The sequence below is a fragment of the Flavobacterium sp. IMCC34518 genome, from assembly GCF_027111095.2.
Classification (GTDB): Bacteria; Bacteroidota; Bacteroidia; order Flavobacteriales; family Flavobacteriaceae; genus Flavobacterium; species Flavobacterium praedii.
Genome location: NZ_CP114284.2, coordinates 61,306 through 84,635 on the forward strand (window position 1 = coordinate 61,306; position 23,330 = coordinate 84,635).

25 protein-coding genes are annotated in these 23,330 nt (G+C 31.8%); 19 read left to right on the plus strand and 6 right to left on the minus strand.

The genetic code is table 11. The features are described from left to right. Window positions 1-816 carry a dihydropteroate synthase gene (gene folP, locus OZP06_RS00260; RefSeq protein ID WP_269223124.1) on the minus strand — a complete coding sequence of 272 codons (816 nt, stop codon included), beginning with the start codon at window positions 814-816 and terminating at the stop codon, window positions 1-3. Between the two features lie 138 nt (window positions 817-954). Between folP and OZP06_RS00265 the strand changes: the two genes are divergently transcribed. The 5 genes from OZP06_RS00265 to OZP06_RS00285 all read left to right on the plus strand — a co-directional run bounded on the left by OZP06_RS00265 (window position 955) and on the right by OZP06_RS00285 (window position 5,435). After that, entirely contained in the window at window positions 955-1,497 is a 543-nt protein-coding gene (locus OZP06_RS00265) for a DUF1599 domain-containing protein (RefSeq protein ID WP_269223125.1), read from the plus strand. 56 nt (window positions 1,498-1,553) lie between these two features. Then, entirely contained in the window at window positions 1,554-2,654 is a 1,101-nt protein-coding gene (locus tag OZP06_RS00270) for a BT_3928 family protein (protein WP_269223126.1), read from the plus strand. Window positions 2,655-2,885: 231 nt separating this feature from the next. Then, the gene (locus tag OZP06_RS00275) at window positions 2,886-3,380 is read left to right on the plus strand and encodes a TlpA disulfide reductase family protein (RefSeq protein WP_269223127.1); all 495 of its coding nucleotides are present in this window, start codon (window positions 2,886-2,888) and stop codon (window positions 3,378-3,380) included. Between the two features lie 85 nt (window positions 3,381-3,465). Then, window positions 3,466-4,218 (plus strand): triose-phosphate isomerase, encoded by a 753-nt coding sequence (gene tpiA / locus OZP06_RS00280; RefSeq protein ID WP_269223128.1) that lies wholly within the window; start codon window positions 3,466-3,468, stop codon window positions 4,216-4,218. 419 nt (window positions 4,219-4,637) lie between these two features. Then, window positions 4,638-5,435 carry a hypothetical protein gene (locus tag OZP06_RS00285; RefSeq protein WP_281239423.1) on the plus strand — a complete coding sequence of 266 codons (798 nt, stop codon included), beginning with the start codon at window positions 4,638-4,640 and terminating at the stop codon, window positions 5,433-5,435. A 71-nt stretch (window positions 5,436-5,506) separates the two neighbouring features. Here OZP06_RS00285 and OZP06_RS00290 read toward each other — a convergent pair whose 3' ends face one another. Beyond that, window positions 5,507-7,174, minus strand: a complete 1,668-nt coding sequence (locus tag OZP06_RS00290; protein WP_269223130.1) for a tetratricopeptide repeat protein — start codon at window positions 7,172-7,174, stop codon at window positions 5,507-5,509. A gap of 467 nt (window positions 7,175-7,641) precedes the next feature. Between OZP06_RS00290 and prmA the strand changes: the two genes are divergently transcribed. From prmA to OZP06_RS00310, 4 genes are all read left to right on the plus strand, one after another. Further along, the gene (gene prmA, locus OZP06_RS00295; RefSeq protein WP_269223131.1) at window positions 7,642-8,475 is read left to right on the plus strand and encodes a 50S ribosomal protein L11 methyltransferase; all 834 of its coding nucleotides are present in this window, start codon (window positions 7,642-7,644) and stop codon (window positions 8,473-8,475) included. A gap of 42 nt (window positions 8,476-8,517) precedes the next feature. Then, the gene (locus tag OZP06_RS00300; protein ID WP_269223132.1) at window positions 8,518-8,793 is read left to right on the plus strand and encodes an ATP-dependent Clp protease adaptor ClpS; all 276 of its coding nucleotides are present in this window, start codon (window positions 8,518-8,520) and stop codon (window positions 8,791-8,793) included. Window positions 8,794-9,036: 243 nt separating this feature from the next. Further along, on the plus strand, window positions 9,037-10,305 hold the full coding sequence (locus tag OZP06_RS00305; protein WP_281324071.1) for a sterol desaturase family protein: 1,269 nt from the start codon (window positions 9,037-9,039) through the stop codon (window positions 10,303-10,305). An 89-nt stretch (window positions 10,306-10,394) separates the two neighbouring features. Next, complete coding sequence (locus tag OZP06_RS00310; protein WP_269223133.1) at window positions 10,395-11,069, plus strand: lysoplasmalogenase; 675 nt, start codon at window positions 10,395-10,397, stop codon at window positions 11,067-11,069. A 411-nt stretch (window positions 11,070-11,480) separates the two neighbouring features. Here the strand turns inward: OZP06_RS00310 and OZP06_RS00315 are convergent, their stop codons facing one another. After that, the gene (locus OZP06_RS00315) at window positions 11,481-11,894 is read right to left on the minus strand and encodes a DUF6691 family protein (RefSeq protein ID WP_281324072.1); all 414 of its coding nucleotides are present in this window, start codon (window positions 11,892-11,894) and stop codon (window positions 11,481-11,483) included. A 3-nt stretch (window positions 11,895-11,897) separates the two neighbouring features. Continuing rightward, window positions 11,898-12,455 carry a YeeE/YedE thiosulfate transporter family protein gene (locus OZP06_RS00320; RefSeq protein WP_281324073.1) on the minus strand — a complete coding sequence of 186 codons (558 nt, stop codon included), beginning with the start codon at window positions 12,453-12,455 and terminating at the stop codon, window positions 11,898-11,900. A 167-nt stretch (window positions 12,456-12,622) separates the two neighbouring features. Here OZP06_RS00320 and OZP06_RS00325 point away from each other — a divergent pair, with 167 nt between their 5' ends. The 3 genes from OZP06_RS00325 (at window position 12,623) to OZP06_RS00335 (ending at window position 15,021) form a co-directional block, all read left to right on the plus strand. After that, complete coding sequence (locus tag OZP06_RS00325) at window positions 12,623-13,078, plus strand: 2-dehydro-3-deoxyphosphooctonate aldolase (protein WP_281239416.1); 456 nt, start codon at window positions 12,623-12,625, stop codon at window positions 13,076-13,078. A gap of 253 nt (window positions 13,079-13,331) precedes the next feature. After that, window positions 13,332-14,150 carry a 3-deoxy-8-phosphooctulonate synthase gene (gene kdsA, locus OZP06_RS00330; RefSeq protein ID WP_281324074.1) on the plus strand — a complete coding sequence of 273 codons (819 nt, stop codon included), beginning with the start codon at window positions 13,332-13,334 and terminating at the stop codon, window positions 14,148-14,150. A gap of 10 nt (window positions 14,151-14,160) precedes the next feature. Further along, complete coding sequence (locus OZP06_RS00335; RefSeq protein ID WP_269223134.1) at window positions 14,161-15,021, plus strand: hypothetical protein; 861 nt, start codon at window positions 14,161-14,163, stop codon at window positions 15,019-15,021. A 188-nt stretch (window positions 15,022-15,209) separates the two neighbouring features. On the opposite strand, the gene OZP06_RS00340 is transcribed toward OZP06_RS00335, so the two are convergent. After that, complete coding sequence (locus OZP06_RS00340) at window positions 15,210-15,560, minus strand: DUF1801 domain-containing protein (protein WP_281324075.1); 351 nt, start codon at window positions 15,558-15,560, stop codon at window positions 15,210-15,212. A 547-nt stretch (window positions 15,561-16,107) separates the two neighbouring features. Between OZP06_RS00340 and OZP06_RS00345 the strand changes: the two genes are divergently transcribed. From OZP06_RS00345 to OZP06_RS00360, 4 genes are all read left to right on the plus strand, one after another. Continuing rightward, complete coding sequence (locus OZP06_RS00345) at window positions 16,108-16,779, plus strand: YiiX family permuted papain-like enzyme (protein ID WP_269223136.1); 672 nt, start codon at window positions 16,108-16,110, stop codon at window positions 16,777-16,779. A 3-nt stretch (window positions 16,780-16,782) separates the two neighbouring features. Next, complete coding sequence (locus OZP06_RS00350; RefSeq protein WP_269223137.1) at window positions 16,783-17,079, plus strand: transcriptional regulator; 297 nt, start codon at window positions 16,783-16,785, stop codon at window positions 17,077-17,079. A gap of 1,052 nt (window positions 17,080-18,131) precedes the next feature. Next, window positions 18,132-18,317, plus strand: coding sequence for a hypothetical protein (locus OZP06_RS00355; RefSeq protein ID WP_269223138.1), 186 nt, complete (start codon window positions 18,132-18,134; stop codon window positions 18,315-18,317). After that, entirely contained in the window at window positions 18,307-18,855 is a 549-nt protein-coding gene (locus OZP06_RS00360) for a Smr/MutS family protein (protein ID WP_269223139.1), read from the plus strand. The genes OZP06_RS00355 and OZP06_RS00360 overlap by 11 nt, the downstream gene beginning before the upstream one ends. A gap of 104 nt (window positions 18,856-18,959) precedes the next feature. On the opposite strand, the gene OZP06_RS00365 is transcribed toward OZP06_RS00360, so the two are convergent. After that, complete coding sequence (locus OZP06_RS00365; protein ID WP_269223140.1) at window positions 18,960-19,916, minus strand: hypothetical protein; 957 nt, start codon at window positions 19,914-19,916, stop codon at window positions 18,960-18,962. A 301-nt stretch (window positions 19,917-20,217) separates the two neighbouring features. Between OZP06_RS00365 and OZP06_RS00370 the strand changes: the two genes are divergently transcribed. The 3 genes from OZP06_RS00370 (at window position 20,218) to OZP06_RS00380 (ending at window position 23,329) form a co-directional block, all read left to right on the plus strand. Continuing rightward, a complete protein-coding gene (locus OZP06_RS00370; protein WP_269223141.1) occupies window positions 20,218-21,141 on the plus strand; it encodes an EamA family transporter in 924 nt (307 codons plus the stop codon). 5 nt (window positions 21,142-21,146) lie between these two features. Beyond that, window positions 21,147-22,268, plus strand: a complete 1,122-nt coding sequence (locus tag OZP06_RS00375; protein WP_281324076.1) for a cysteine desulfurase family protein — start codon at window positions 21,147-21,149, stop codon at window positions 22,266-22,268. Window positions 22,269-22,378: 110 nt separating this feature from the next. Continuing rightward, entirely contained in the window at window positions 22,379-23,329 is a 951-nt protein-coding gene (locus tag OZP06_RS00380; RefSeq protein WP_269223142.1) for an alpha/beta hydrolase, read from the plus strand. Window position 23,330 lies beyond the last annotated feature (1 nt).

Sequence of the window (23,330 nt, forward strand, 5' to 3'; positions counted from 1 at the left end):
TTAATTTAGTTTGTTAAATAAAGTAACACACTCCACCGCTTCTTCCACATCGTGAACCCGAAGGATTTTTGCCCCTTTGGTCAAAGCGATCGTATTCAAAACTGTAGTGCCATTCAACGCCATTTCAGCATTCGAATTCAACGTTTTATAAATCATTGATTTCCTTGAAACTCCTGCTAATAAAGGTAAATCTAGCATTTCAAACAATTCTAGTTTTCGTAAAACTTCATAATTTTGATCTAACGTTTTTGCAAAACCAAAACCAGGATCAACAATTAAATCATTAATTCCAAAAGCCCTAGCTGCGGCAATTCGTTCCGAAAAATAAAACAACATTTCCTTAATTATATCCTCATATTGAGTATGTGTTTGCATGGTTTGAGGTGTTCCTCTCATGTGCATCATAATGTAAGGAACATTATATTTTGCGATGGTTTCCAACATTTTATCGTCTAGCTTTCCTGCTGAAATATCATTGATGATAGCCGCACCATTTTCGATGCAAACACGAGCAACTTCTGCTCGAAACGTATCAATTGACAAAATGCAATTCGGAAAATATTTTACCAATAATTTCACAACAGGAACTATTCTCAAAATCTCTTCTTCTTTCGAAACAAACTCAGCACTGGGTTTACTCGAATACGCCCCCAAATCAATAAAATCAGCACCTTCGCTCAAAATTTTTTCGGCTCGATCCAGAAGTTCCTTTTCATTTGTATATTTTCCTCCGTCAAAAAAAGAATTGGGAGTTACATTCAAAATCCCCATTACTTTAGGCGTCGACAAGTCTACGAGTTGTCCTTTACAGTTCATTTTACTTTTTGTTTAAAGTTTATTTTGTTTAAAGTTGTTCAAAAGCTCAATTGCCTAAACAACTTTAAACTTTAAACTTTAAACCTTTTAAATTTTATTCTTATTTTTGATGCAATTTTAGACAAATATACACCAATAATGAATACTACTTCGCAAGAATATGATAACGTGATCGCTTATTGCCGCTCACTGTTCATCAACAAAATGAAAGATTACGGTAGCGCTTGGCGCATATTGAGACTTCCCTCTTTAACCGATCAAATTTTCATAAAAGCACAAAGAATCAGAAGTTTACAGGAAAACGAAATCCGAAAAATAGATGAAGATGAAACTGGAGAATTCATTGGTATCATCAATTATTCTATTATGGCTTTGATCCAATTGGAATTAGGAGTAGTCGACCAACCCGATTTGGATACAGAAAAAGCAATTCAATTATATGATGCTAAAGTAGCGTTGACCAAACAATTAATGGAAAACAAAAATCATGATTACGGAGAAGCCTGGCGCGAAATGCGGGTAAGCTCATTAACGGATTTAATTTTACAAAAATTACTTCGTGTCAAACAAATTGAAGACAATAAAGGAAAAACGATAGTTTCAGAAGGAATTGATGCCAATTATCAAGACATGATTAACTATTCCGTTTTTGCACTTATCCTAATGAACTTCAAGAAGTAACAACTTATTAATAAAATCTATACAACCCCTTTTATCTTTGCTTAAAAACCTAAAAAATGAAAAATATTATCACCCAATTCTCTAGAATCTTTGTTGGAATTCTATTTATAATCTCCGGATTAATTAAACTGAATGATCCAGTAGGATTCTCCTATAAACTAGCCGAATATTTTAGTGAGCCTGTTTTAAACATGCCTTTTTTCATCCCTTTTTCATTAGCAATTGCATTAATTGTAGTAATTCTAGAAGTAATTTTGGGCGTCATGTTACTCATTGGTTTTAAATCAAAATGGACCATTTGGTTTTTATTGCTCATCATTATTATGTTCTCGTTCTTAACCTTCTATTCTGCTTATTTTGACGTGGTAAAAGATTGTGGCTGTTTTGGAGATGCTTTACACCTTACTCCTTGGCAATCGTTTACAAAAGATATCGTTTTGTTTTTCTTTATAATGATCCTGTTTATTAACATGAAGTTAATTCATCCATTATTTAGTAACAAAATCCAAAATAGCTTAGCATTAACATCTTTATTTCTCTGTTGTTTTATGGGATATTGGGTAGTCAATCATTTGCCTCTAAAAGATTTTCGAGCATACAAAGTGGGTAATAATATTCAAAAAGGAATGGAAATCCCAGAAGATGCACCAAAATCAGTTGTGGAAATGATTTTTATCTACAAAGTAAATGGCGTAGATAAAGAATTTACTGAAAAAGACTTAGCTAATATACCTGAAGGAGCCACTTTTGTTGACCGTAAAGATAAAGTTATCACAGAAGGATATGTCCCCCCTATTCATGACTTTGTTATGGAAAAAGATGGATCCGATTATAAAGACGAACTTTTACAAGAACCAAAATTATTGATGATTGTTGCCTATAATTTGGCTGAAGCCAATGAAAAAGGACTAGCCAAAATGGAACAAATCAACAAAAAAGCTTCCGCAAAAGGGTATAAAGTTATTGGAATGACGGCATCTACCCCGGATGAAATTGCAGCTATCAGAAAACAATATGGCATCAATTTTGATTTCTATTTCTGTGATGCTATTCCTTTAAAAACGATTGAAAGAGCCAATCCAAGCTTTGTGATACTTGAAAAAGGGACAGTAAAACAAAAAGTACATTACAACGATACAGAAGATTTGATTTTCTAATTTTTTCAACAATTACATAAAAAGCCTTGCAATATTAATAATTGCAAGGCTTTTTAATTTTTATTAATCTGAATTGGTTTTTATTCTAAAGTATTGTGTGTAGTTTTTTTTGAAACATATTATTAACTATAACGATATTGTAATAAAATTTGATAATTTTCACAATAATATTCTAAAAATCTATTTATCTATTTGCTTTTCTTTAACTAACTTTGTGAAAACTTATTTTTAATGAAAAATTTAGCTTTATTACTAATTGCTTTTGCAACATTTTCATGTTCACAAGCTCAAAAAACAGAATTCTCTAAAAATGCACTTTCTGAAACACTTTTAACTATAGATGGAAGTCAGATAAAATTTGGAGATATTATCAAAAATCAACAAGGTAAAACAACTGTAATCGAGGTTTGGGCTTCATGGTGTGGCGATTGTGTCAAAGCAATGCCAAAACTAAAAGAACTACAAGCCAATAATCCTGAAGTATCTTATGTATTTATATCTATGGATAAAACAGCGGATAAATGGAAAGAAGGTATTGAAAAACACCAACTCAATGGGGTACATTTTATGGCTAACGATGGCATGAAAGGCGTATTTGGAAAAGCCATTGATTTAGATTGGATTCCAAGATATATTATCATAGACAAAACTGGAAAAATCATACTTTATCGCGCTATTGAAACCGACTTCGATCAAATTAGCGCTACACTAAAACAATTGAAATAACAAATAATTTCAATATCAATCTAATCTGAAATTGGTTATTGAATTTTAAAAACATAACTTTTATACAAATATAAATACTACAAAAATGAGAAAGAAGATTGTTGCAGGAAACTGGAAAATGCATAAAAATGCAGCACAAACTAAAGAATTATTAAATGAATTATTAACTCAAATTCCTGCTGAAACTAAAGCACAAGTAATTGTGGCTCCAACTTTTGTAAACTTGGCATCTGCAGTAGATAATTTGACTCACTCAAACATAGCAGTTGCTGCACAGAATTTACACCAAGCAGAAAGTGGTGCTTTTACTGGCGAAATATCAGCAGATATGATTAAAAGTGTTGGCGTAAATACAGTGATTTTAGGTCACTCAGAGCGCAGAGCTATTTTTCATGAAACGGATGCAATCATTGCAAGCAAAGTAAATACTGCTTTAAAACATGATATGACTGTTATTTTCTGTTTTGGAGAAGAATTAAAAGACCGTCAATCTGGTAATCATTTTAATATTGTAGAGAATCAATTGAAAGATGGTTTATTCCACATTGAAGCAAAAGATTGGGAAAAAGTGGTATTGGCTTATGAGCCAGTTTGGGCTATTGGAACTGGAGAAACTGCTTCCCCGGAACAAGCACAAGATATGCATGAATTTATTAGAGAAACAGTTCGCAAAGCATTCGGAAGCGATGTAGCCGAAGATGTTTCAATCCTTTACGGAGGAAGTGTAAAACCAGACAATGCAAAAGAAATCTTCTCTAAACCAGATGTAGATGGTGGTCTTATTGGTGGTGCAGCTCTAAATGCAAAAGATTTCATTACAATTGTAACAGCTATCTAAAATAAAATAAGTGAACTTCAACATGCTTGTTGTTGACATACTTTTTTTTTAAATCATAAAACCTGTTCTAAATGGAACAGGTTTTTTTTATCATCATTTTTTACTTTTTATTTTATATATATTAAACTCGTTGGGTGTAATTCATAAAATTTTAATAAAACACATACATAGACTTTATTTTAAAAAAGAATATCAAAAAGAAATATATTTCTTTCACATAGAACACTATGTATGTTTAAAATAAGTGGAACGCCTCTTTTTTGAGCTTAGAAAATCTATGTTCTATGTGTTTAAATAATTGCACCCAACGGGTTATCTTAAATAAATTCCTAAACATGGAAAACAATATGTTTGAAATTTCGAGATAAATCTACGAAATTTGCGATCCTTAAATCATTTTAATAATCACAAGAAACAGAATGGAAATCCCTAAAACAATTAAAAAAAAGTCTAATAAAATTTGGCAAAAATGGTCTATCGCATTCCGTATTATCCCTGTAATTCTTTTTGTGGCATTACTAAAATTTTTATCCCATCATTTTGAGTTAGAAGTTCTTGAACTTAATGCCCTTTTCACCAGTTTAATTGCTGGAACCATCTTCTTGATTGGTTTTCTTATTAGTGGAGTCCTCTCTGATTATAAAGAAAGTGAAAAACTGCCAAGTGAACTTTCGGCTTCCATAAGATCAATTTACGATGACTGCTATACTATTTACAAAGGCAAAAAATCTCAAAATGCTTTGCAGTACATATCCTTTCAAAAAACATTTACCACTTCTTTGATGGAATGGTTTTACAAAAGAGAAACCACGGAGTCCATTCTGGAAAAAATAAGCCAAATGAATGATTTTATTATCGAATTAGACAATGAAGGAATTCAACCAGGTTATCTCATTAAAATAAAAAACGAGCAAAACAATATCCGTAAAATGATCATGAGAATTGACACCATTAGAGAAACTAATTTTATTGGTTCTGCTTATGCGATACTTGAAGCCATGGGAACATTAATTGCTATGTCCCTTATCATAATCAAAATCGAGCCTTTTTATGTGGCTTTGTTTTTTACTTTGCTCGTAACCTTTTTAATTTCGTATATGTTTTTGTTAATCAAAGACCTTGATAACCCATTTGATTATGCTGAAAACGGTGAAAGTGGCACAGAGATTTCTTTGAAACCCATTCACAACCTTATCAAAGCATTTCAAAAACTATAATCTCGTATAAAACAAAAAAACCAATAGTAAAAAATACTATTGGTTTTTTAATAATCAATTCTTAACAAAATTTATTTCAATAATTTCAATTGGTCCAAAGCATATTGATTAGCTGGATCTATCGCTAGAGTTTTTGTAAAATTGTCTTTTGCTTTTACTTTATCAGTAGCCGAATAAATAACACCTAAGTTATTATAAGCTTCCATTAATTTTGATTTCATACCTTTGGTAGCTAACTCTGTTGCCTCTTTTTTATTGGCAGCAGTAACAAAATCTTCGTAATTTTTAGTTACTAAAATATCGTTTTTAAGCAAAACTTGAATTCTAGCTTTAAAAAGATAAGCGTCTTGAGTTGATGGTGAAGCCGCTATAACCACATCCAAAGCTAAATCAGCCTTTTTTAATAGTTCTAATTGTTGTGGACTTAAATTTTCGATACCATTACAAGACCAATATACGGATGAAGCAAAATAGAAATTGTCCATCAAATAGGATTTTGTTTCTGGATTACCTATTGCTATTTCATATATCGCGGCAGCTTGTGCGTATAATTTTTTATCAAAAACTTTTTTAGCCAGTTCCGGAAGTTCTCCAGCAATTCCATTACTCATTTCAAATGATTTTTTAAAATCTAAAATGGCATCATCTATTGCAACGTTATCAATTGGAGTAGCTGCTAATGCTTTACTCAATTTTGCTGCACCTAAATAGTAATAATCTCTTGCAATGGTTCTATTGGCAGGATTTGAAACAAAAGAATTCAATGAAGATATTGTGGTATCAAAATTGTTGTTGTAATATGCTGAATATCCTAAATAACGGTAAATTCTAGGATTTACTTTATCCAACTTACTCATTTCATTAGCTTCAACTTCAAGTGCTTTGTAATCTTTGGCTAAGATTAAAAAATCGGCATGACGCATACGAGATTCCAATGAATAATCGGTTAAGCTCATATACTTTTCATAAAAGGCTATACCTTTAGAAATGTGTTCATCGTATTTTCTAGCATCATTCATAGCCCATAAATATTGGGTTTCTGCAAGTTCTCTATATACAGGACCATAGTTAGGATTTAATGCTATCACTTCATCAAAGGAAGTTACAGCCACTGGAAAATTATGAGCATTTTTGATCAATGTACCCAATCCCATTTTAGCTCTTAACAACGAACTATCCAAACGAAATGCTTCTCTGTAGCAATCGTATGCATCATTTTGTTTTTTATTGAATTTATAAGCATCTCCTAATGCTAATAAAACAGTTGTATTTGCTGGATCAATAAGCCTTGATGCACTCAAAATCTCCACTGCTTTTTTGTAATTAGGATGCTCTGAATATGTATAAGCCTTACCAATAAAGACCGATTCCTCAAGATCTTTTTTACCAATATTTTGAGTTGCTAATGCAAAATTTTTCTCTGCTTCGGCAATATCTCCTTTATCAAGAGCAATATATCCCAAACCGATGTAATTAAAATTTCCTTTGGAAGAACAGGCAACCCCAACATCAAAATGTTTTTTGGCTTCGCTATATTCCCCTTTTAACAAGCAAACATTTCCCAAAAGAAATTTAGCATATCCATCTGTTGGCTTGGCTGTTGTAAGGGTTTCTAAAATATTTTTTGCTTTTTCATATTGTTCGGCATCGATAGCAATTTTTGCTTGTTTTATATCCTGCGCTTGCCCCAAAAAAACAGAAAACAGTGTTGCGACGGTATAAATTAAAACTTTTTTCATGGTAGATTTATTAATTTAGAATATTAAAATATAGTTGTAGCAATGTAAAATTATACAACTTTACAAATATAAATATTATAAAATAAAAACAGCAAGTTTTATCAATTAATTATCTATAATTCAGATAGTTATATTTTTAAAAACATGATAAAAATCATTTTTTATATCCTTGAAAAAGGTATAACTACAGCATAAAAAAAAGAATAAAAATTTTAAAAAAAACTATTTTTTATACCCAAAAAAATACTAGCTATTCATTTCCAATAGGTTAATTAACACATTGAATTTATAAAATGATATAATAAAAAAAATAGTGATATCTATATTTAGACAAAAAACTCCTTTTGCTACTTTTTTTAAAAAGTTAAAAAATAGAAAAAATTCAGTGTTAAAAACAAAACGTCAAAAAAAATATAAAATTTAAAAAAGGATTACATGCTATTGTTACCTTTGCAAAAAAATTAAACATGTCAAACATTTACATCGGATATCATTTTAACATTGAACCAAAAGAGCTTGGATCAGAAATATTAATAGCTGAATTGGGAGAAAAAGCCTTTGAAAGTTTTACTGAAACGGAAACAGGTATCTCTGCATTTGTACAAAAAGATCTTTGGGACGAATCTATACTAGAAGATATTCAGATATTACACTCCGAAGAATTCAAAATCAACTATACTTTTGAAGAAATCGAACAAGTGAACTGGAATGAAGAATGGGAAAAGAATTTTGAACCCATTGATGTAGAAGGAAACTGTCATGTACGTGCTCCATTTCACCCAAAAACAAATGCAGAATTTGATATTGTGATTGAGCCGAAAATGAGTTTTGGTACTGGACATCATGAAACTACTCACATGATGATTCAACACTTATTAGAAATTGATGTTACCGGTTTAAAAACCTTAGATATGGGTTGCGGAACAGCTATTCTTGCTATTCTTGCCGAAATGAAAGGAGCACAACCTATCGATGCCATTGATATTGACAATTGGTGTTATTTGAATTCTATTGAAAATGCCGAACGCAATAATTGCAAACATATAACTGTTTATGAAGGAGATGCAGCATTATTAAATGGCAAGAAATACGATTTAATAATAGCTAATATCAATAGAAACATTCTGTTAAATGATATGCAAAGTTATGTAGACAGTTTAAATACTGGCGGAACCATCTTATTTAGCGGTTTTTATGAAGAAGACATCCCATTTATAGATGCTTCGTGCACAGAAAAAGGGTTAAAATATGTTAAAAAATTTAACAGAAACAACTGGGTATCATTAAAATACGTAAATTAGTGTTAGTTTTTTAAAATCAATAAAGTACAAAAACCTAAAAGCATGAGTACCATAGAGAAAGTAAAAGAAAGAGTTAAAGAAAAGGAAGTTAATACTATAAACAATGAAATTATAGTATACAATGATGATGTAAATACTTTTGATCATGTTATTGACACCTTAATCAGAGTTTGCGATCATACTCCAATTCAGGCAGAGCAATGCTCATTGATCATACATTACAATGGAAAATGCACCGTTAAAACAGGTGAATTTGATAAATTAAAAATTCAATGCACTAGATTATTAGAAGCAGGTTTAAATGCCGAATTAATCTAAGTTACAATACCATTTCCAAAAATGTGTTTTCCGTAAACCTATTTGAGTAAGTACAACCTCGAATAGGTTTTTTTATGCTTTAAAAACCTCAATAAAGAATACAAAAATACGACCATCTGTTTTAGAAGTATTCTGACAACCAAAAAACAACTAATAATAAATACACAAAATATTTCATAATTTAATACCAATAAAACATAATTACCGACATTTATTCTATATTTGAAAAAAAATACCCTTAAAATGGAAGAATACGGTAAAATTTTAGTTTTTGTGATGCCTGTTTTTTTGATACTAATAGTAATTGAAAAAATGTATGGTTTTTATAAAGGAGAAGATACTTCTCCCAATATGGATTCAGTTTCAAGCATTAGCTCTGGAATGATTAATTCCGTAAAAGATGTTTTAGGCTTAAGCATTACCTTAATTACTTATGATTGGATTGAAACTAAACTTGCCATTATTCATTTGGAAGCGAATGTTTGGGCATATATAATCGGATTTATTGTAATTGATTTTTATGGATATTGGAGCCATCGTTTGTCTCATCAAATCAATTTTTTATGGAACAAACATGCAATTCACCACAGTAGCGAAGAATTTAATCTGGCTTGCGCTTTACGACAACCCGTTTCAAGTTTTGTCAATCTATTCACTTTTTTATTGATTCCTGCAGCGCTTTTAGGTGTGCCACCAAAAGTGATTGCCATAATACTTCCCATCCATTTATTTTTACAATTTTGGTATCATACTAAACATATCAAAAAAATGGGCATTTTAGAAAAAATCCTTGTAACCCCCTCGCATCACAGGGTTCATCATGCCATAAACCCAATTTATATGGACAAAAATCACTCTCAAATATTTATAATTTGGGACAAACTTTTTGGCACTTTTCAAGAAGAATTAGAAAGTGTTCCACCAGTTTTTGGAATAACAAGACCAGCACTAACCTGGAACCCCATACGAATTAATTTTCAACATCTTTGGTTAATGATCACCGATGCTTGGCGTACAGATAAATGGAATGACAAACTCACCATTTGGTTTAAACCGACTGGATGGAGACCAAAAGATTTTGAAGAGAAATATCCCGTTAACAAAATCACGGATGTATATGCCTTTGAAAAGTACGGAACACAACATTCAAACCAATTAATGTATTGGTCTATATTTCAAGCCATAATCACTTTATTGTTCATTACCTATATGTATAACTCAATAGCTATCATTGGGTTACCAAACGTATTTATTTATGGAGCTTTTATATTCTTAACAGTTTATAGTTACACCGAATTGATGGATACCCGAAAAACTTCGCTCTTCTGGGAGGCAATACGATTTCTATTTGGAATAGGTATAATTGCTTACTTAGGCGATTGGTTCCATCTGAACTTAGTATTCCCCTTTGCCTCTTATATTATTATTGGTTATCTCATTTTATCTTTATTAGTGACAATTTATTTTGTAAACACCAATTTTGAAAGAAACAAAAACACATCAATAGCATAAAATTTAATTAAATCGCCATAATTTCAATTGTCGATAACACCAAAAAGATCTAGCGATATGAAATTCTATAAAAAAATTATAACCCAAAAATGAAAAACCAAAACCTACTCAAAACCTATATTATTTTCACACTACTGTATTTAATTATTCTATATTTCGATTTAGAAGGATTCGATTGGTATATGAAACCTTTATTACTTCCTATATTAATGGCAACAGTCGCAGTTTCTAGCAATTTCCCCACAAAGAAATTCTTATTGACCGCTTTAACTTTTTCTTGGATAGGCGATATCATTTTATTATTTGCCGACAAAGGCGAACTCTATTTCATCTTTGGTTTAGTAGCTTTCCTGTTATCTCACTTGGTGTATATCGTGCTTTTCAGCAAACAACAAAACACGAGAACCATTGATAATAAAATCATATTTTGGATTGGTGTTCTAGCCATATTAACCTATTTTGTGTTCATGATTAACACTTTATTTCCTAAACTAGGCCCACTAAAAATCCCAGTTTTAGTTTATGCCATTGTGATTACCACTATGCTCTTCTTTGCATTCAAAGGCAATTTAAAATGGGCGATTCCTGCAAACAATTACATTTTAATAGGGGCAATAGTATTTGTAAGTTCGGATAGTATTTTGGCTTTCAACAAATTTTACGCACCAATAGCACACGCTTCATTTTACATTATGGCAACCTATTGTCTGGCGCAATACTTAATTGTGAAAGGGATTTTAAAATTGAACAATAATAACATTTAGGGCGTGCCACCATTACAGAAAGAGGCCTACTTTAGACACCGCTTATTAGGCCTCTTACCGTAATGCTGTCGGGCTCTACATGCTACTTCGGTAGCTTATTTCTATCCCTCACGCAATACAACATATTCATCCAAAAAAAAAGCATTTTCCGATTTAGAAAATGCTTTTTTTGGTACTACCACGAATTGAGTGGGTTTTGTAATTATTTTTAAAAAAAAGTTAGCCATGAATTACACTAATGTACACGAAGAATAGTGCGTTTTAATTTCACAAATCTAAGTGGAACCTTAAAATTCGTGTAATTCAAATTTTAAGTTGATAGAATTTGTGCTATTTCGTGTAATTCGTGGCAAAAAATTTTACCCACACAATTCGTGGTAGAACCCTTTTTTTATAGAAATTATTTGCTGATTAATGAGGCAATTTACTTTTCAAGACACCATAAATAACCGTCCCGATAAGCGCACCAATTAATACAATAACTACAGGCATAAACCCTGCTCCTATCAAAATAAAAATGGGTCCAGGACAAGAACCAACTAAAGCCCAACCCAATCCAAAAGAAATTCCTCCTATCAAATACCGAAGAAAACCTTTTTCTTTTTCTTGAATTTCAATAGGAAAACCATTAATATCCTTGATTTTTTTTCTTTTTATAATTTGAATTCCAATGATTCCGGTTGCTACTGCAACACCAATAATTCCATACATATGAAACGATTGAAACTGAAACATTTCATAAATACGGTACCAAGACACCGCTTCAGATTTGGTAAGTACGATTCCGAAAAGGAACCCAACTAGAAAATATTTTAATACATTCATAGATTAAAAAATTAGAGGTAATAAAAAATGAGCCATAATCAGTCCTCCAATAAAGAAACCGATAACTGCTTTCAAAGAAGGTAATTGCAAATTACTTAAACCAGAAATTGCGTGTCCAGAAGTACATCCTCCTGCATAACGAGTACCAAAACCAATCAAAATCCCTCCTATAAGTAGAATAAGAATACTTTTGGGCGAATGCCAAATTTGATCTCCAAAAATTGTACTGGGCATTAATTTTCCATTAGGAGCTTCGATTCCCATTTGCGCAAGTTGCATTATCGTTTTGGGATTAATAGAAACATTTGAAGGGTCACTCATAAAATGCACCGCTACAAAACCACCTGCCATGGCTCCCAATACCACCAAAAAATTCCATCGATTGGCTTTCCAATCAAAGTCAAAATACTCAAAACGTTTTCCTAATCCCGTCATCGAACACAGCGATTGAAGATTCGTTGACATGCCGAAATTTTTTCCAAAATAAATCAGAAAAAGCATCACCGCTCCAATTAAAAAACCCGAAACATACCAAGGCCATGTTTGAAAAATAATACTCATATAAATTTGTTTAGGCTACAAATATAAAATGATTTTGGATATTTCCTAAAACCTTTAGCTTTTTGGTAAAAAACCACAATGATTTCGATCGAACAATGATAATAAAGTAAAGTTATTTTTATATTTGTTCTACATATTACATCACTTTCAAATCTTAAACTTTCAAAATGAGAAAAACAGCTTTTTTTATACCGTTACTGCTTTTAATAATTTCATGTGGGAGTATAAAATCTTCTTTAAAAAACGTTGATAACAATGCACCAATACCCGTTGTAGGAAAAAATAATGCCTTCATAATTACGGAATACAGTAAAGACAAAAAATACGGTTATGATAAAGATTATCCTATCAATATTTATTATAGAGGCACCAGTAATGATACTATTAATCAAAAATATTTCCTGAATGCTTTAGCTGGGCCAAAAGGCGAAAAAATAACATACACCAAATTAGAAAACTGTTGTCCGTTCCCAACCAAATCAAGTGATATGGGTGCCGGTTTTTTGGATGTATATGAATTGAAATGGGAAGGTTTGAAAAAACCCATCTTATTGTATTTGAACATCTATGAAAGAGGCCAACTAATGGTGCCCGTAGGTCTTAGTTTGAAGAAAATTAATTAAAAAACGTACAGCCCTAGCCCTGACAGAAGTGAAAACCCTTTTTTATTAAACACTATTTTTTCTTGAATATATAGAGCGACCAAAGGAAGCTCCTATAGATTCTTAGAAAAAAAGTGTAGGATAAAAAAGGTTGCAACGAATGGCAGGAAATAGCTCCTTATTGTAGCTGTTAATCATTCAAAAAATAATTGTAAAATCTAATTTGGAAATTACAAAATCAGACTACCTTTGCACTTTCAAAAAAAAACAAAAGATGAACATACAAAATATTCCACAAATCAAACATACTGAGAGCGGTAACTTTTTTTTACTAGCTGGTCCGTGTGCTATTGAAGGTGAAGAAATGGCAATGCGAATTGCCGAAAAGCTAGTTGGCATCACAGATAAACTACAAATTCCTTTTGTATTCAAGGGATCCTTTAAGAAAGCAAATCGCTCTAGAATAGACAGTTTCTCTGGTATTGGAGATGAAAAAGCACTTAAAATTCTAGAAAAAGTTTCAAAAACTTTTGGTGTACCCACAGTGACTGATATCCATACCAATGAAGATGCGGCAATGGCTGCTGCTTATGTGGATGTGTTACAAATTCCTGCATTCCTTGTTCGTCAAACTGATTTAGTGGTAGCTGCTGCCAATACTGGAAAAGTGGTTAACTTAAAAAAAGGACAATTTATGAGTCCGGAAAGTATGAAACATGCTGTTCAAAAAGTTTTGGACTGTAACAACCAAAATGTGATGGTGACAGATCGTGGTACCATGTTTGGCTATCAAGACATGATTGTGGATTACCGAGGTATTCCTACGATGCAACAATATGCAACAACCGTTCTTGATGTTACCCATTCTTTACAACAACCCAACCAAACGGCTGGTGTAACTGGAGGAAGACCTGATATGATAGAAACAGTTGCCAAAGCGGGAATAGCAGTTAGTGTAGATGGAATTTTTATAGAAACTCATTTTGACCCAGCAAATGCTAAAAGTGATGGTGCCAATATGTTGCACTTGGATTATTTTGAACCATTAATGACCAAGTTAGTAGCCATCAGACAAACCATAAATCAATTTTAAAATAAATACATTGAAAACAAATATTTTACATTCTGCTTTTTTTGTTCTTTTTTTATCAATTAGTGCCTTTGCGCAAGATGATATCAAAATGCCAGAAAGATATACTGCTCACAACAAAGGAAAATTTACGGTTTCTTGGGGTGGAAATAGAGAAAAATATACCAAATCGGATATTACTTTCAAAGGAGATAATTATTTATTCATGGTTCAGGATGCTGAAGCTCATGACAAACCAAAAGGATGGCATATTGACTATATCACACCTGGTCAAATGACAATACCTCAAACCAACTTTAAATTGGGCTATTTTATTACCGACCATTATAGTATTTCGATAGGAGAAGACCATATGAAATATGTAATGACTCAAAACCAAACAGCAAATCTCTCTGGAGAAATTGATTACCCAGCCTCTCATCCTAGTTCACAGTTTAATGGAATTTACAACAACACTCCTACAGTGATGTCTGAGAATTTCTTAATGTTTGAGCATACGGATGGGTTAAATTATGTACACACTGAATTTGCGAGACAAGATGATCTTTCGCATTTATTAGGTATTAAAAACACCGATAAATTTCAAGTTAATATCAATGAAGGAATAGGAATTGGTCTGTTATATCCAAAAACTAATACGACTTTGATGGGACAAGCTAGACATGATAAATTTCACATTTCTGGATTTGGTACTTCGGTAAAAGCAGGAATTAATTTTGTACTTTTCAAGTACTTTACTATTGAAGGTGATTTAAAAGGAGGTTACATTAACATGTCTGACATTCGAACTACAGAAAGTGCTGCAGATTCTGCTTCGCAACACTTTTTCTTTGCAGAAACTATTGTTGCTTTTGGTGGTATTTATAGACTGTAACAATAACACGACGACAATCAATTAAAAATCTCCTTCGGGAGATTTTTTTTTATTTATGACTATAGTTACTAATACCAAAAATATTAATATTGAAAAGTATGCTTTGTGCCTCTGCAGCTTTGCGAGCCAAATATCGTGCAAAGGCACAGAGAAGCAAAAAACAGAAAGGCTAAGGCTCAAAAAAACATTTAATCATATAATGTTGCAGATTCCTTTATCACATCAATCAGAATAGCATTGTCGATGTCCAGTAAACTAAAATATCGAAGAGACTTCACTGTATTTCTATTTTCATCCACAAGGAAATCCTGATTTCTTTTTAATTGAAAACCACGTGCAAAACCGGCATCAACAAAACCCTTTTTGTGGTTAGGGGCCAGATAACAAAACCTCTTTTTTTTATAATAAAAATATGGAATTCCCCACTTGAATAACAACTCCAAATTGGGCACTACTCGTTCAAAAACACTAATTAAATGCAATAACATTACTTTATATTTTTCGGGTTGGCGATGAATGTATTCGTCCGTTAGCTTCATTTAGTATATTGTTTTACTTCAGTTTATTTGTCAAAAAAAATTAATCAGGATAGACTTTATATAAAAATAATAAAAAAATAGTGACAATTAAAAAATTAATATTTACTTTGACAATCAAAGTACTTTTGCTATACAAAATATACATTTGCAAGGTATCAGCTCCATTAAGAACTTGATAAACAATTTTTTACATTTTATATCTTTGTTTGGCATAGCTAAAATAATGACATAACGATTATAATTTTAGATCTTATAGTTACCAAATTATCGGGATATGCCTTAGCGTTTTGGACAATGAGATTTGGAGTTTATCCTATCCTTTATGGTAGTATGCTGTATTTTAAAAACAACCCAAATAAGATTACTGTTGATATATTTAAACAAAAAAATCAGAATTTAAAAGGAACAAAGCAGGAAATCACCAAAATAGAAGCTGTCGCAAGTGAAAATCATCAAATACCAAAACAAAATAGTAACCGATGAAATAAAAACACCAATGAAGATCTAGTGATACCCTATTCCTATAAAGAACAAATATTATCTACATATGAAAAAAACAAAATACATTTTTGCTATTACTACCTTTCTAATGAGCTTTGGATGTGCTTTATTTATTGCCAATTCGATGTTTGGAAATATTCTCTTTGGCCCACGTGCCGTTAACATATTGGATAAAATACAAGAAGGCGATATGATTTTTCAAACGTCACAATCCAAACAATGTGAGGCAATTCAAATAGCTACTAATTCTAAATATTCACATTGTGGAATTATATTTATGGAGAATGGTCATAAATATGTTTTTGAAGCAGTACAACCTGTAAAATTTACACCGATTGAAACATGGATTGCCCACGGAAAAGAAAACCATTTTGTGGTGACTCGATTAAAAAATGCAACAACCCTTTTGAATTCAAAAACGATTCAAAATATGAAAGCATTTGGAAATAAATTAAAAAACAAAGACTACGATACCTATTTTGAATGGTCAGATGATAAAATATATTGCTCCGAATTGGTTTGGAAAATATACAAATACGGAGCTGGAATCGAATTGTGCCCGCTTCAAAAATTAAAAGATTTTAATTTAAAAGATCCAAAAGTTCAAATTCTATTAGCTGAAAGGTATGGAAAAAATATACCGATAAACGAGAGTGTTGTTTCTCCTTTTAACCTAGAAAATGCAAAAACAGTAACCACCATAATTCATAATTACTAAGATTTGAAAACTATTATTCAAAATTTAAACAAAGCATTTGACCACCGCATACGACTTGGAATCATGTCGGTTTTGATGGTCCATGAATCGGCAGATTTTAGTACTTTGAAAGAATTGTTAGGGGTAACTGATGGCAATCTAGCCAGTCACACCAAATCTTTAGAATTAGAAAATTACATTACAATTGAAAAAAAATTCATTGAAAAAAAACCGAATACAAGTTACAGAGTAACCAAAGATGGTCGCAAAGCCTTTCAAGATCATAGTGCTGCACTTGAAAGATTAATTCATAAAGGATAATCTATTTTTTAGTTTTTAACTTTAAATTTCAAAGTACTTTACAAAAGTAAAAAACTAATGTAAATTAAAATTTAGATTACAGAACACATTAGTTTTATGAAAGCCTACTTTATTGCAGCATTGGCAATTATGATTTTGATTTCGCTCTATCCAGTTTCTATATTAAAAGGCGAAAACTACCGGAGTTTATCCCTGATTTTTTTAACATAATTATACGCATTCATCTTTATAAAAATTCAATTAGAAAACTATGCTTTAATGGTGGGAAGCGTAGGTTTATTTGATATTCTTGCAGCTGTCATGTATTTGTACCGTAAAATTGATTGGAATAAATAAATCGAGTTTCTTACACAAACAAAAACATAAAAACTAGTCCACTAAAGCTTTATCGTACTTTTTTAAAACTCTAAATGCTTTAACATAGCGAGAAGAAAATGAAATATTTGATTTTAAAACAAAAACACACCTCCTATCCCTCTCGAGAGGGGAATTTGCGCACATTAACATTTAACCCTTAACTGTTTATTAAGTAAATAAGTCGATAACTAAAGATTGACCGCTTTTTCATGTAATTGATAAAAAAACTACACCCAATATAAAAAAGAATTTAATTTTTGGTCATAAAAAAACCTCATAAGAGTAAAATACTTAATGAGGTTTTTAAACTTCTAACGATTTTATTATTCCAACTCTTCATTTCTTCTAATAGAAAAAGAAACAAATAAAACTAGTATTAAAACCACTAACACAATACCTAACTCTACTAAAAAATTCATTTTAACTATCTTTTAATTTATACCTATCTGATTATTCAGAATATTCTTTTTTTATTCAAAAATAATGAACAATAACTATGCCAAATAAATTACTAAAAGTTAAAAAAGAGTTATATTTCAATAAAAAAACAACCTATACTTTTTATAATCAGATTTCACTATTTACTTTACTATCAATCCGATAATTATTATTTTACGATTCAGCCTTTTTGTTAAAGCCAATAATACCGTAAAAAGCCAAAAAGTTTAGTATTTTTGAAATCTGAAAAGAAAATAATGAAAAAAATTGTAATTCTAATACTGTTTTTGGCAATAGGTTTGGCATTTTATGAGCAGGCAAGTGCCGAAAAAAATATTTATGTAATGGTGATTGCCATTGTTGTATTCATGATGGGAATGATGCGATTGAGTAGCAAAACACCGAGTAAAAACGAAGATAAAGAAGAAAACGATGTTCAATAAAGGAGATAAAGTTTCGGTGCTGGATGAAGCGGTAGATGGGGTTGTTTTAAAGATCAAAGACAATGTTATAACTATTGAAACCGTTGATGGTTTTGTGATGAATTTTGCAGCCAACGAACTTATCAAAATAGCTGATTCCGGAAATTTGATGGATGGTATAAAAGGCATCAACATCAACGAAATCAAAAAAGAAAAAGAGATTCCGAAACCACGAAGTTTTGTAAAAGAGAAGAAAGACAAAAACGAATTACCAGTTCCAGAATTTGATTTACATATCGAAAAATTGGTTCCTAATAAACGCGGCATGTCAAATTATGACATCTTGACTTTGCAATCTGACACTGCCAAACGCCACATTGAATTTGCAATCCGTAACAGAATTCCAAAAATTGTTTTCATTCATGGAGTTGGTGAAGGGATATTGAAAGCAGAATTGGATTTTCTTTTTGGCCGATATGACAACATCATTTTTCAGGATGCGAATTATCAAAAATATGGTGCTGGTGCAACTGAAGTTTATTTCAAACAGAATAAATAAGTACTATCAATTCCATTTGTATAATTTTTTACCCGATTTTATATAAAAAACGTCAATGCATAAATCAAGCATTGACGTTTTTTTTTTATAAAATTAAAACTCTTTTACGGCACAAGTGTTTGCAACTCACCAAACGAGTAACTGTCTCCCAGTTGAAAATTACTACCCGCTTTTTCGAGTGTTACATTTTTGAAAACAATAGTATGTACAAAACTTTTTGGTCCATTAGTTGTAGTAGTAACTTCAATTGTTCCTCCAGCTTTTCCGAGCCATGTTTGGTTAATGGTTGGCAATGATGGCGTTGTTGTTGCACAAAAATATTCAGTTGGTACAAGTCCATTAAATAAACTATAGGTCAACTTATTATTGACAAGTCCAATTGTTCCAATTCTAGGAGAACCAATAGGAGTTACTTCATTGACTATTAAGGTTGGATCAATCGCTAATACTAATGATTCGCTCTCATTGAATTTGTAAACGTTATTTTTATCTGAACATATTTTTAATCCTGTACTTATAAAATTGAACGGTATTTTTGGATCTAATGCTTTATAATAATCTCCAAAAGCAAGCGTCTCATACAACTGAAATGTGCCATCTGATTTTATAAATTTTATATTCTTGAAAATTATATTGTGATTATAACCTGAAATTCGAGTACTATTGTTTTTTTCGTCAACTGTTTTAATAGTCGTAGTTGTAATTTGAATGGTTCCCTCTGAGGCTGTTAATTGCTTATTCACACTGGGACTGGCTGGAGGTATCAAATCACATACATTACCTTCTGCAACATTTCCATTATAAAAATTATAGACTACTTTATTCTCCGAATTAATTTTTAGTTCCAATGGACTTCCAACAGGTGTCGGTGTAGTGGTAAAAACAGTAGTGGGTAAATTCAGAATCAAAGCTTCGCTTTCTTTGAGCTTAAATATAAGATTATTGTCCGTACAGCTTTTGGCGGTTACTGCTGTAAAATCAATTGTATCTACATTTAAATCTCCATCATCGCAGCCCGACAAAGCAATTACACAAAACCAAATCCCTAAAAATCGTTTCATTCTTTTATATTTTCAACAAAAATAGAATTTTTAATTTGTTTCCTAAACTTTACAAACAAAAAAAGGAAACATTTAACCCAGATTCCGCATTAGAAATCTACTATACCTAAATTTGTATTCAATACCAAGTATAGAATAATCCAGATTCATTAAGAAGTTTGATGCAAAATCCGGATTATGTCTTTTTTACTATGATAAATTCTGAGTCTTAAAACGCTTTTAAATTGGAATCTGAACCACTTCATTTTGGAAACTGATTCACTATAGAAATCATTATCTTTGCATCGAATAAAATTATTACATGAAAAAATATTACTATTATCTTGCTGCTTTTTCAGCCTTTTTCATCTGGGGCTTTTTTAGTTTGGCACTAAAACCGATTTCAAATTACCCTTCATTGGACATCTTGTTTTATAGAGTATTTTTCAGTGCACTAACAATGACTGCAATAAACCTTACTTTTAGAAAAGCCAAAATTCGCAAAAACTGGGATGATTTTTGTTCCATGACTACCAAAAGAAAGCGTAGTATTATTGTGTTAACTTTGGTCGGAAGTATTATATTAGCTTCTAATTGGTTTATTTTCATCTATGTGGTCAATCATATCAGTGTAAAAGCAGGTTCTTTGGCTTACTTGATATGTCCTATTTTAACAACTGTTTTTGCATTCTTATTACTAAATGAAAAATTAAGTAATTGGCAATGGCTAGCGGTTTCTATAAGTGTAGTTGCTTGTATTTTCTTGTCACTTAATCATTTTCAGGATATTTTCTATAGCTTGGTTGTGGCTTCTACTTATGCTTTGTATTTAGTCAGTCAACGCAAAAACAGTGAGATTGATAAGTTTTTGGTTTTGAACATACAACTACTATTTATAGCTTTCTTAATAGTACCTTTTTACCCAAAATACAGTGGCACAATTCCAATAGAACCTTTGTTTTATCTATGCCTATTTTGTATCGTACTCTTTTTTACTATAATACCTCTTTTTCTTAATTTGTATGCTTTAAAAGGACTCAACTCATCAACAGTGGGGATTCTAATGTATATTAATCCTATCATCAATTTTGGATTGGCTGTTTTTTATTTTAAAGAGCAAGTAACTTTAGTACAAATAGTTTCTTATTCCTTAATTTTGGTCTCCATTATTGTTTTTAACAAAAAAATAATTTTTAGCCAAAACAATAAACCTAATATAATTGTTGAGGGTTCAAAATCTATTTAAATAAAATGAAAAAAGTATATCTCGATAATGCATCTACTACTCCACTTTATCCAGAAGTAATCGTAGAAATGACCAAAATATTGACCGAAGATTATGGAAATCCTTCCTCTACTCACAGTTTAGGTCGCAATGCCAAAAGTATCTTAGAACTTTCCAGAAAATCAATTGCCAAGCAATTAAACGCAACAGCTGCTGAAATCATTTTCACCTCTTGTGGTACTGAAGCCAACAATTGGATTCTTCGATCTGCTGTAAAAGATTTGAAAGTAACTAGAATCATTACCAGTAAAATAGAACATCACGCGGTTTTACATACTGCTATGGCATTACAAAATGAATACGGAATTCAAGTTGATTTTGTAAATATAAAATCCGATGGTGAAGTAGATTTAACACATTTGGTTGAATTATTATCGGAAGAAAAAAAGACTTTGGTTTCCTTAATGCATGTTAACAATGAGACAGGAACTATTTTGGATTTGGGCAGAGTGAGCCAGATTTGCAAAGAACATGATGTGTTATTTCATTCAGACACAGTACAATCTATTGGAAAAACAGAAATTAATTTGCAACAAACACCTATAGATTTTATAGTGGCGAGTGCACATAAATTTCATGGTCCAAAGGGAGTTGGTTTTGCTTTTGTTCGAAAAAATTCAGGATTGCAACCTTTGTTTTTTGGTGGTGAGCAAGAAAAAGGACAACGACCAGGAACCGAAGCCCTACATCAAATTGCAGGAATGGCAAAAGCATTAGCGCTTTCCTATACCAATTTAGATCAAGACAGAAATTATATATCCGATTTAAAAACATACTTAAAGGAACGCTTAAAAACTGATTTCCCAGATTCAAAATTTAATGGTGAAAACACTTTTTATAACATTGTCAATGTGACGTTACCCTTTACAGCCGATAAAACTTCGATGATAGTATTCAGTTTAGATATGAAAGGAATTGCCGTTTCAAGAGGCAGTGCCTGTCAATCTGGAAGTATTAGACCTTCACATGTTTTGGCTGAAATGCTCACCCAAGAAGATCTGAAAAAACCAAGTTTACGAATTTCATTAAGCCATTTTAACACCAAAGAAGATATTGATTTATTGATTGAAGGATTAAAAAGCATTTAAAAAGCAACTATTTCTGCTTTAATGGCTATAATTCGGCTTCATAAAGATAGATCAAAAGCCACTTCAAATAGCTTTTACTTTTGCGTCATTAGTAACAACAAAATTTTAAAATGATGATCAAGAAAGCAAAATTTATGTTTTTGGTAGTATTAGCTGGTTTTTCATTATTCTCATGTTCAAATGAGGATAAAAGTACCAATACCGATACCACTACAACAACTCCTCCTGCAACTACCGATGCGCAAACCTTTAAAGATGTAGCTTACGCAACCACATCAAGTGCACAAAAGATAGATATTTATGTACCTGCAGGTGTGGGGCCATTTCCCGCAGTAGTGCTAATACATGGTGGCGCTTTTAAAGCAGGAGATAAAGGAATGGAATCTGCAAACGCTGCGAAATTAGTATCAAATGGGTACGTTGCAATATCCGTTAATTATAGATTGAGTGGCGAAGCGGTTTTCCCAGCAGCAGTTCATGATTGTAAGGCGGCGATTCGATTTGTTAGAGCCAATGCAACCACTTACAAAATCAATCCAAATAAAATTGGATCTTGGGGGTCATCAGCTGGGGGAAATCTTTCGGCAATCATTGGAACCTCTGGCGGAGATACGTTTTTAGAAGGTACTCAAGGAACTTATTTAACGACTTCTTCAACGGTGCAGGCAACTATCGATTGGTTTGGTCCTATTAATTTTGCAAGTATGGTACCAGAAGCCTTAGCTTTAGGTTTCCCTACAACCTACAATGTTGCCAATGAATCTCAATATCTAGGAATTGCTGATGCAAATAATCCAGAGAATATTGCACTGGTAAACAAAGCCAATCCTGGTAAATATATTGATGCAAATGATCCTCCCTTTTGGATTCAAGCCGGAAGTGTAGATCCTTTAATTCCATACACTCAAAGTTTCAATTTCTACAATGATTTGAAGGCCGTTTTGGGAGAGAGCAAAGTAGGCTATGAATTGATTGAAGGAGCTGGTCACGGTGGTGCTTTATTTAGTACCGATGCCAATCTAAACAAAGCCATTTCATTTTTTGATTCTAAACTAAAATAAC

Coding starts and splice junctions, on each gene's coding strand:
- OZP06_RS00375 (WP_281324076.1), top strand. CDS start 21,147: ATGAAAAAAGTATATCTCGATAATGCATCTACTACTCCACTTTATCCA.
- OZP06_RS00380 (WP_269223142.1), top strand. CDS start 22,379: ATGATGATCAAGAAAGCAAAATTTATGTTTTTGGTAGTATTAGCTGGT.
- OZP06_RS00365 (WP_269223140.1), bottom strand. CDS start 19,916: ATGAAACGATTTTTAGGGATTTGGTTTTGTGTAATTGCTTTGTCGGGC.
- OZP06_RS00370 (WP_269223141.1), top strand. CDS start 20,218: ATGAAAAAATATTACTATTATCTTGCTGCTTTTTCAGCCTTTTTCATC.
- OZP06_RS00305 (WP_281324071.1), top strand. CDS start 9,037: ATGGAAGAATACGGTAAAATTTTAGTTTTTGTGATGCCTGTTTTTTTG.
- OZP06_RS00270 (WP_269223126.1), top strand. CDS start 1,554: ATGAAAAATATTATCACCCAATTCTCTAGAATCTTTGTTGGAATTCTA.
- folP (WP_269223124.1), bottom strand. CDS start 816: ATGAACTGTAAAGGACAACTCGTAGACTTGTCGACGCCTAAAGTAATG.
- OZP06_RS00285 (WP_281239423.1), top strand. CDS start 4,638: ATGGAAATCCCTAAAACAATTAAAAAAAAGTCTAATAAAATTTGGCAA.
- OZP06_RS00300 (WP_269223132.1), top strand. CDS start 8,518: ATGAGTACCATAGAGAAAGTAAAAGAAAGAGTTAAAGAAAAGGAAGTT.
- OZP06_RS00310 (WP_269223133.1), top strand. CDS start 10,395: ATGAAAAACCAAAACCTACTCAAAACCTATATTATTTTCACACTACTG.
- OZP06_RS00315 (WP_281324072.1), bottom strand. CDS start 11,894: ATGAATGTATTAAAATATTTTCTAGTTGGGTTCCTTTTCGGAATCGTA.
- OZP06_RS00340 (WP_281324075.1), bottom strand. CDS start 15,560: ATGAAGCTAACGGACGAATACATTCATCGCCAACCCGAAAAATATAAA.
- OZP06_RS00265 (WP_269223125.1), top strand. CDS start 955: ATGAATACTACTTCGCAAGAATATGATAACGTGATCGCTTATTGCCGC.
- OZP06_RS00290 (WP_269223130.1), bottom strand. CDS start 7,174: ATGAAAAAAGTTTTAATTTATACCGTCGCAACACTGTTTTCTGTTTTT.
- OZP06_RS00325 (WP_281239416.1), top strand. CDS start 12,623: ATGAGAAAAACAGCTTTTTTTATACCGTTACTGCTTTTAATAATTTCA.
- OZP06_RS00275 (WP_269223127.1), top strand. CDS start 2,886: ATGAAAAATTTAGCTTTATTACTAATTGCTTTTGCAACATTTTCATGT.
- tpiA (WP_269223128.1), top strand. CDS start 3,466: ATGAGAAAGAAGATTGTTGCAGGAAACTGGAAAATGCATAAAAATGCA.
- prmA (WP_269223131.1), top strand. CDS start 7,642: ATGTCAAACATTTACATCGGATATCATTTTAACATTGAACCAAAAGAG.
- OZP06_RS00345 (WP_269223136.1), top strand. CDS start 16,108: ATGAAAAAAACAAAATACATTTTTGCTATTACTACCTTTCTAATGAGC.
- OZP06_RS00360 (WP_269223139.1), top strand. CDS start 18,307: ATGTTCAATAAAGGAGATAAAGTTTCGGTGCTGGATGAAGCGGTAGAT.
- OZP06_RS00320 (WP_281324073.1), bottom strand. CDS start 12,455: ATGAGTATTATTTTTCAAACATGGCCTTGGTATGTTTCGGGTTTTTTA.
- kdsA (WP_281324074.1), top strand. CDS start 13,332: ATGAACATACAAAATATTCCACAAATCAAACATACTGAGAGCGGTAAC.
- OZP06_RS00355 (WP_269223138.1), top strand. CDS start 18,132: ATGAAAAAAATTGTAATTCTAATACTGTTTTTGGCAATAGGTTTGGCA.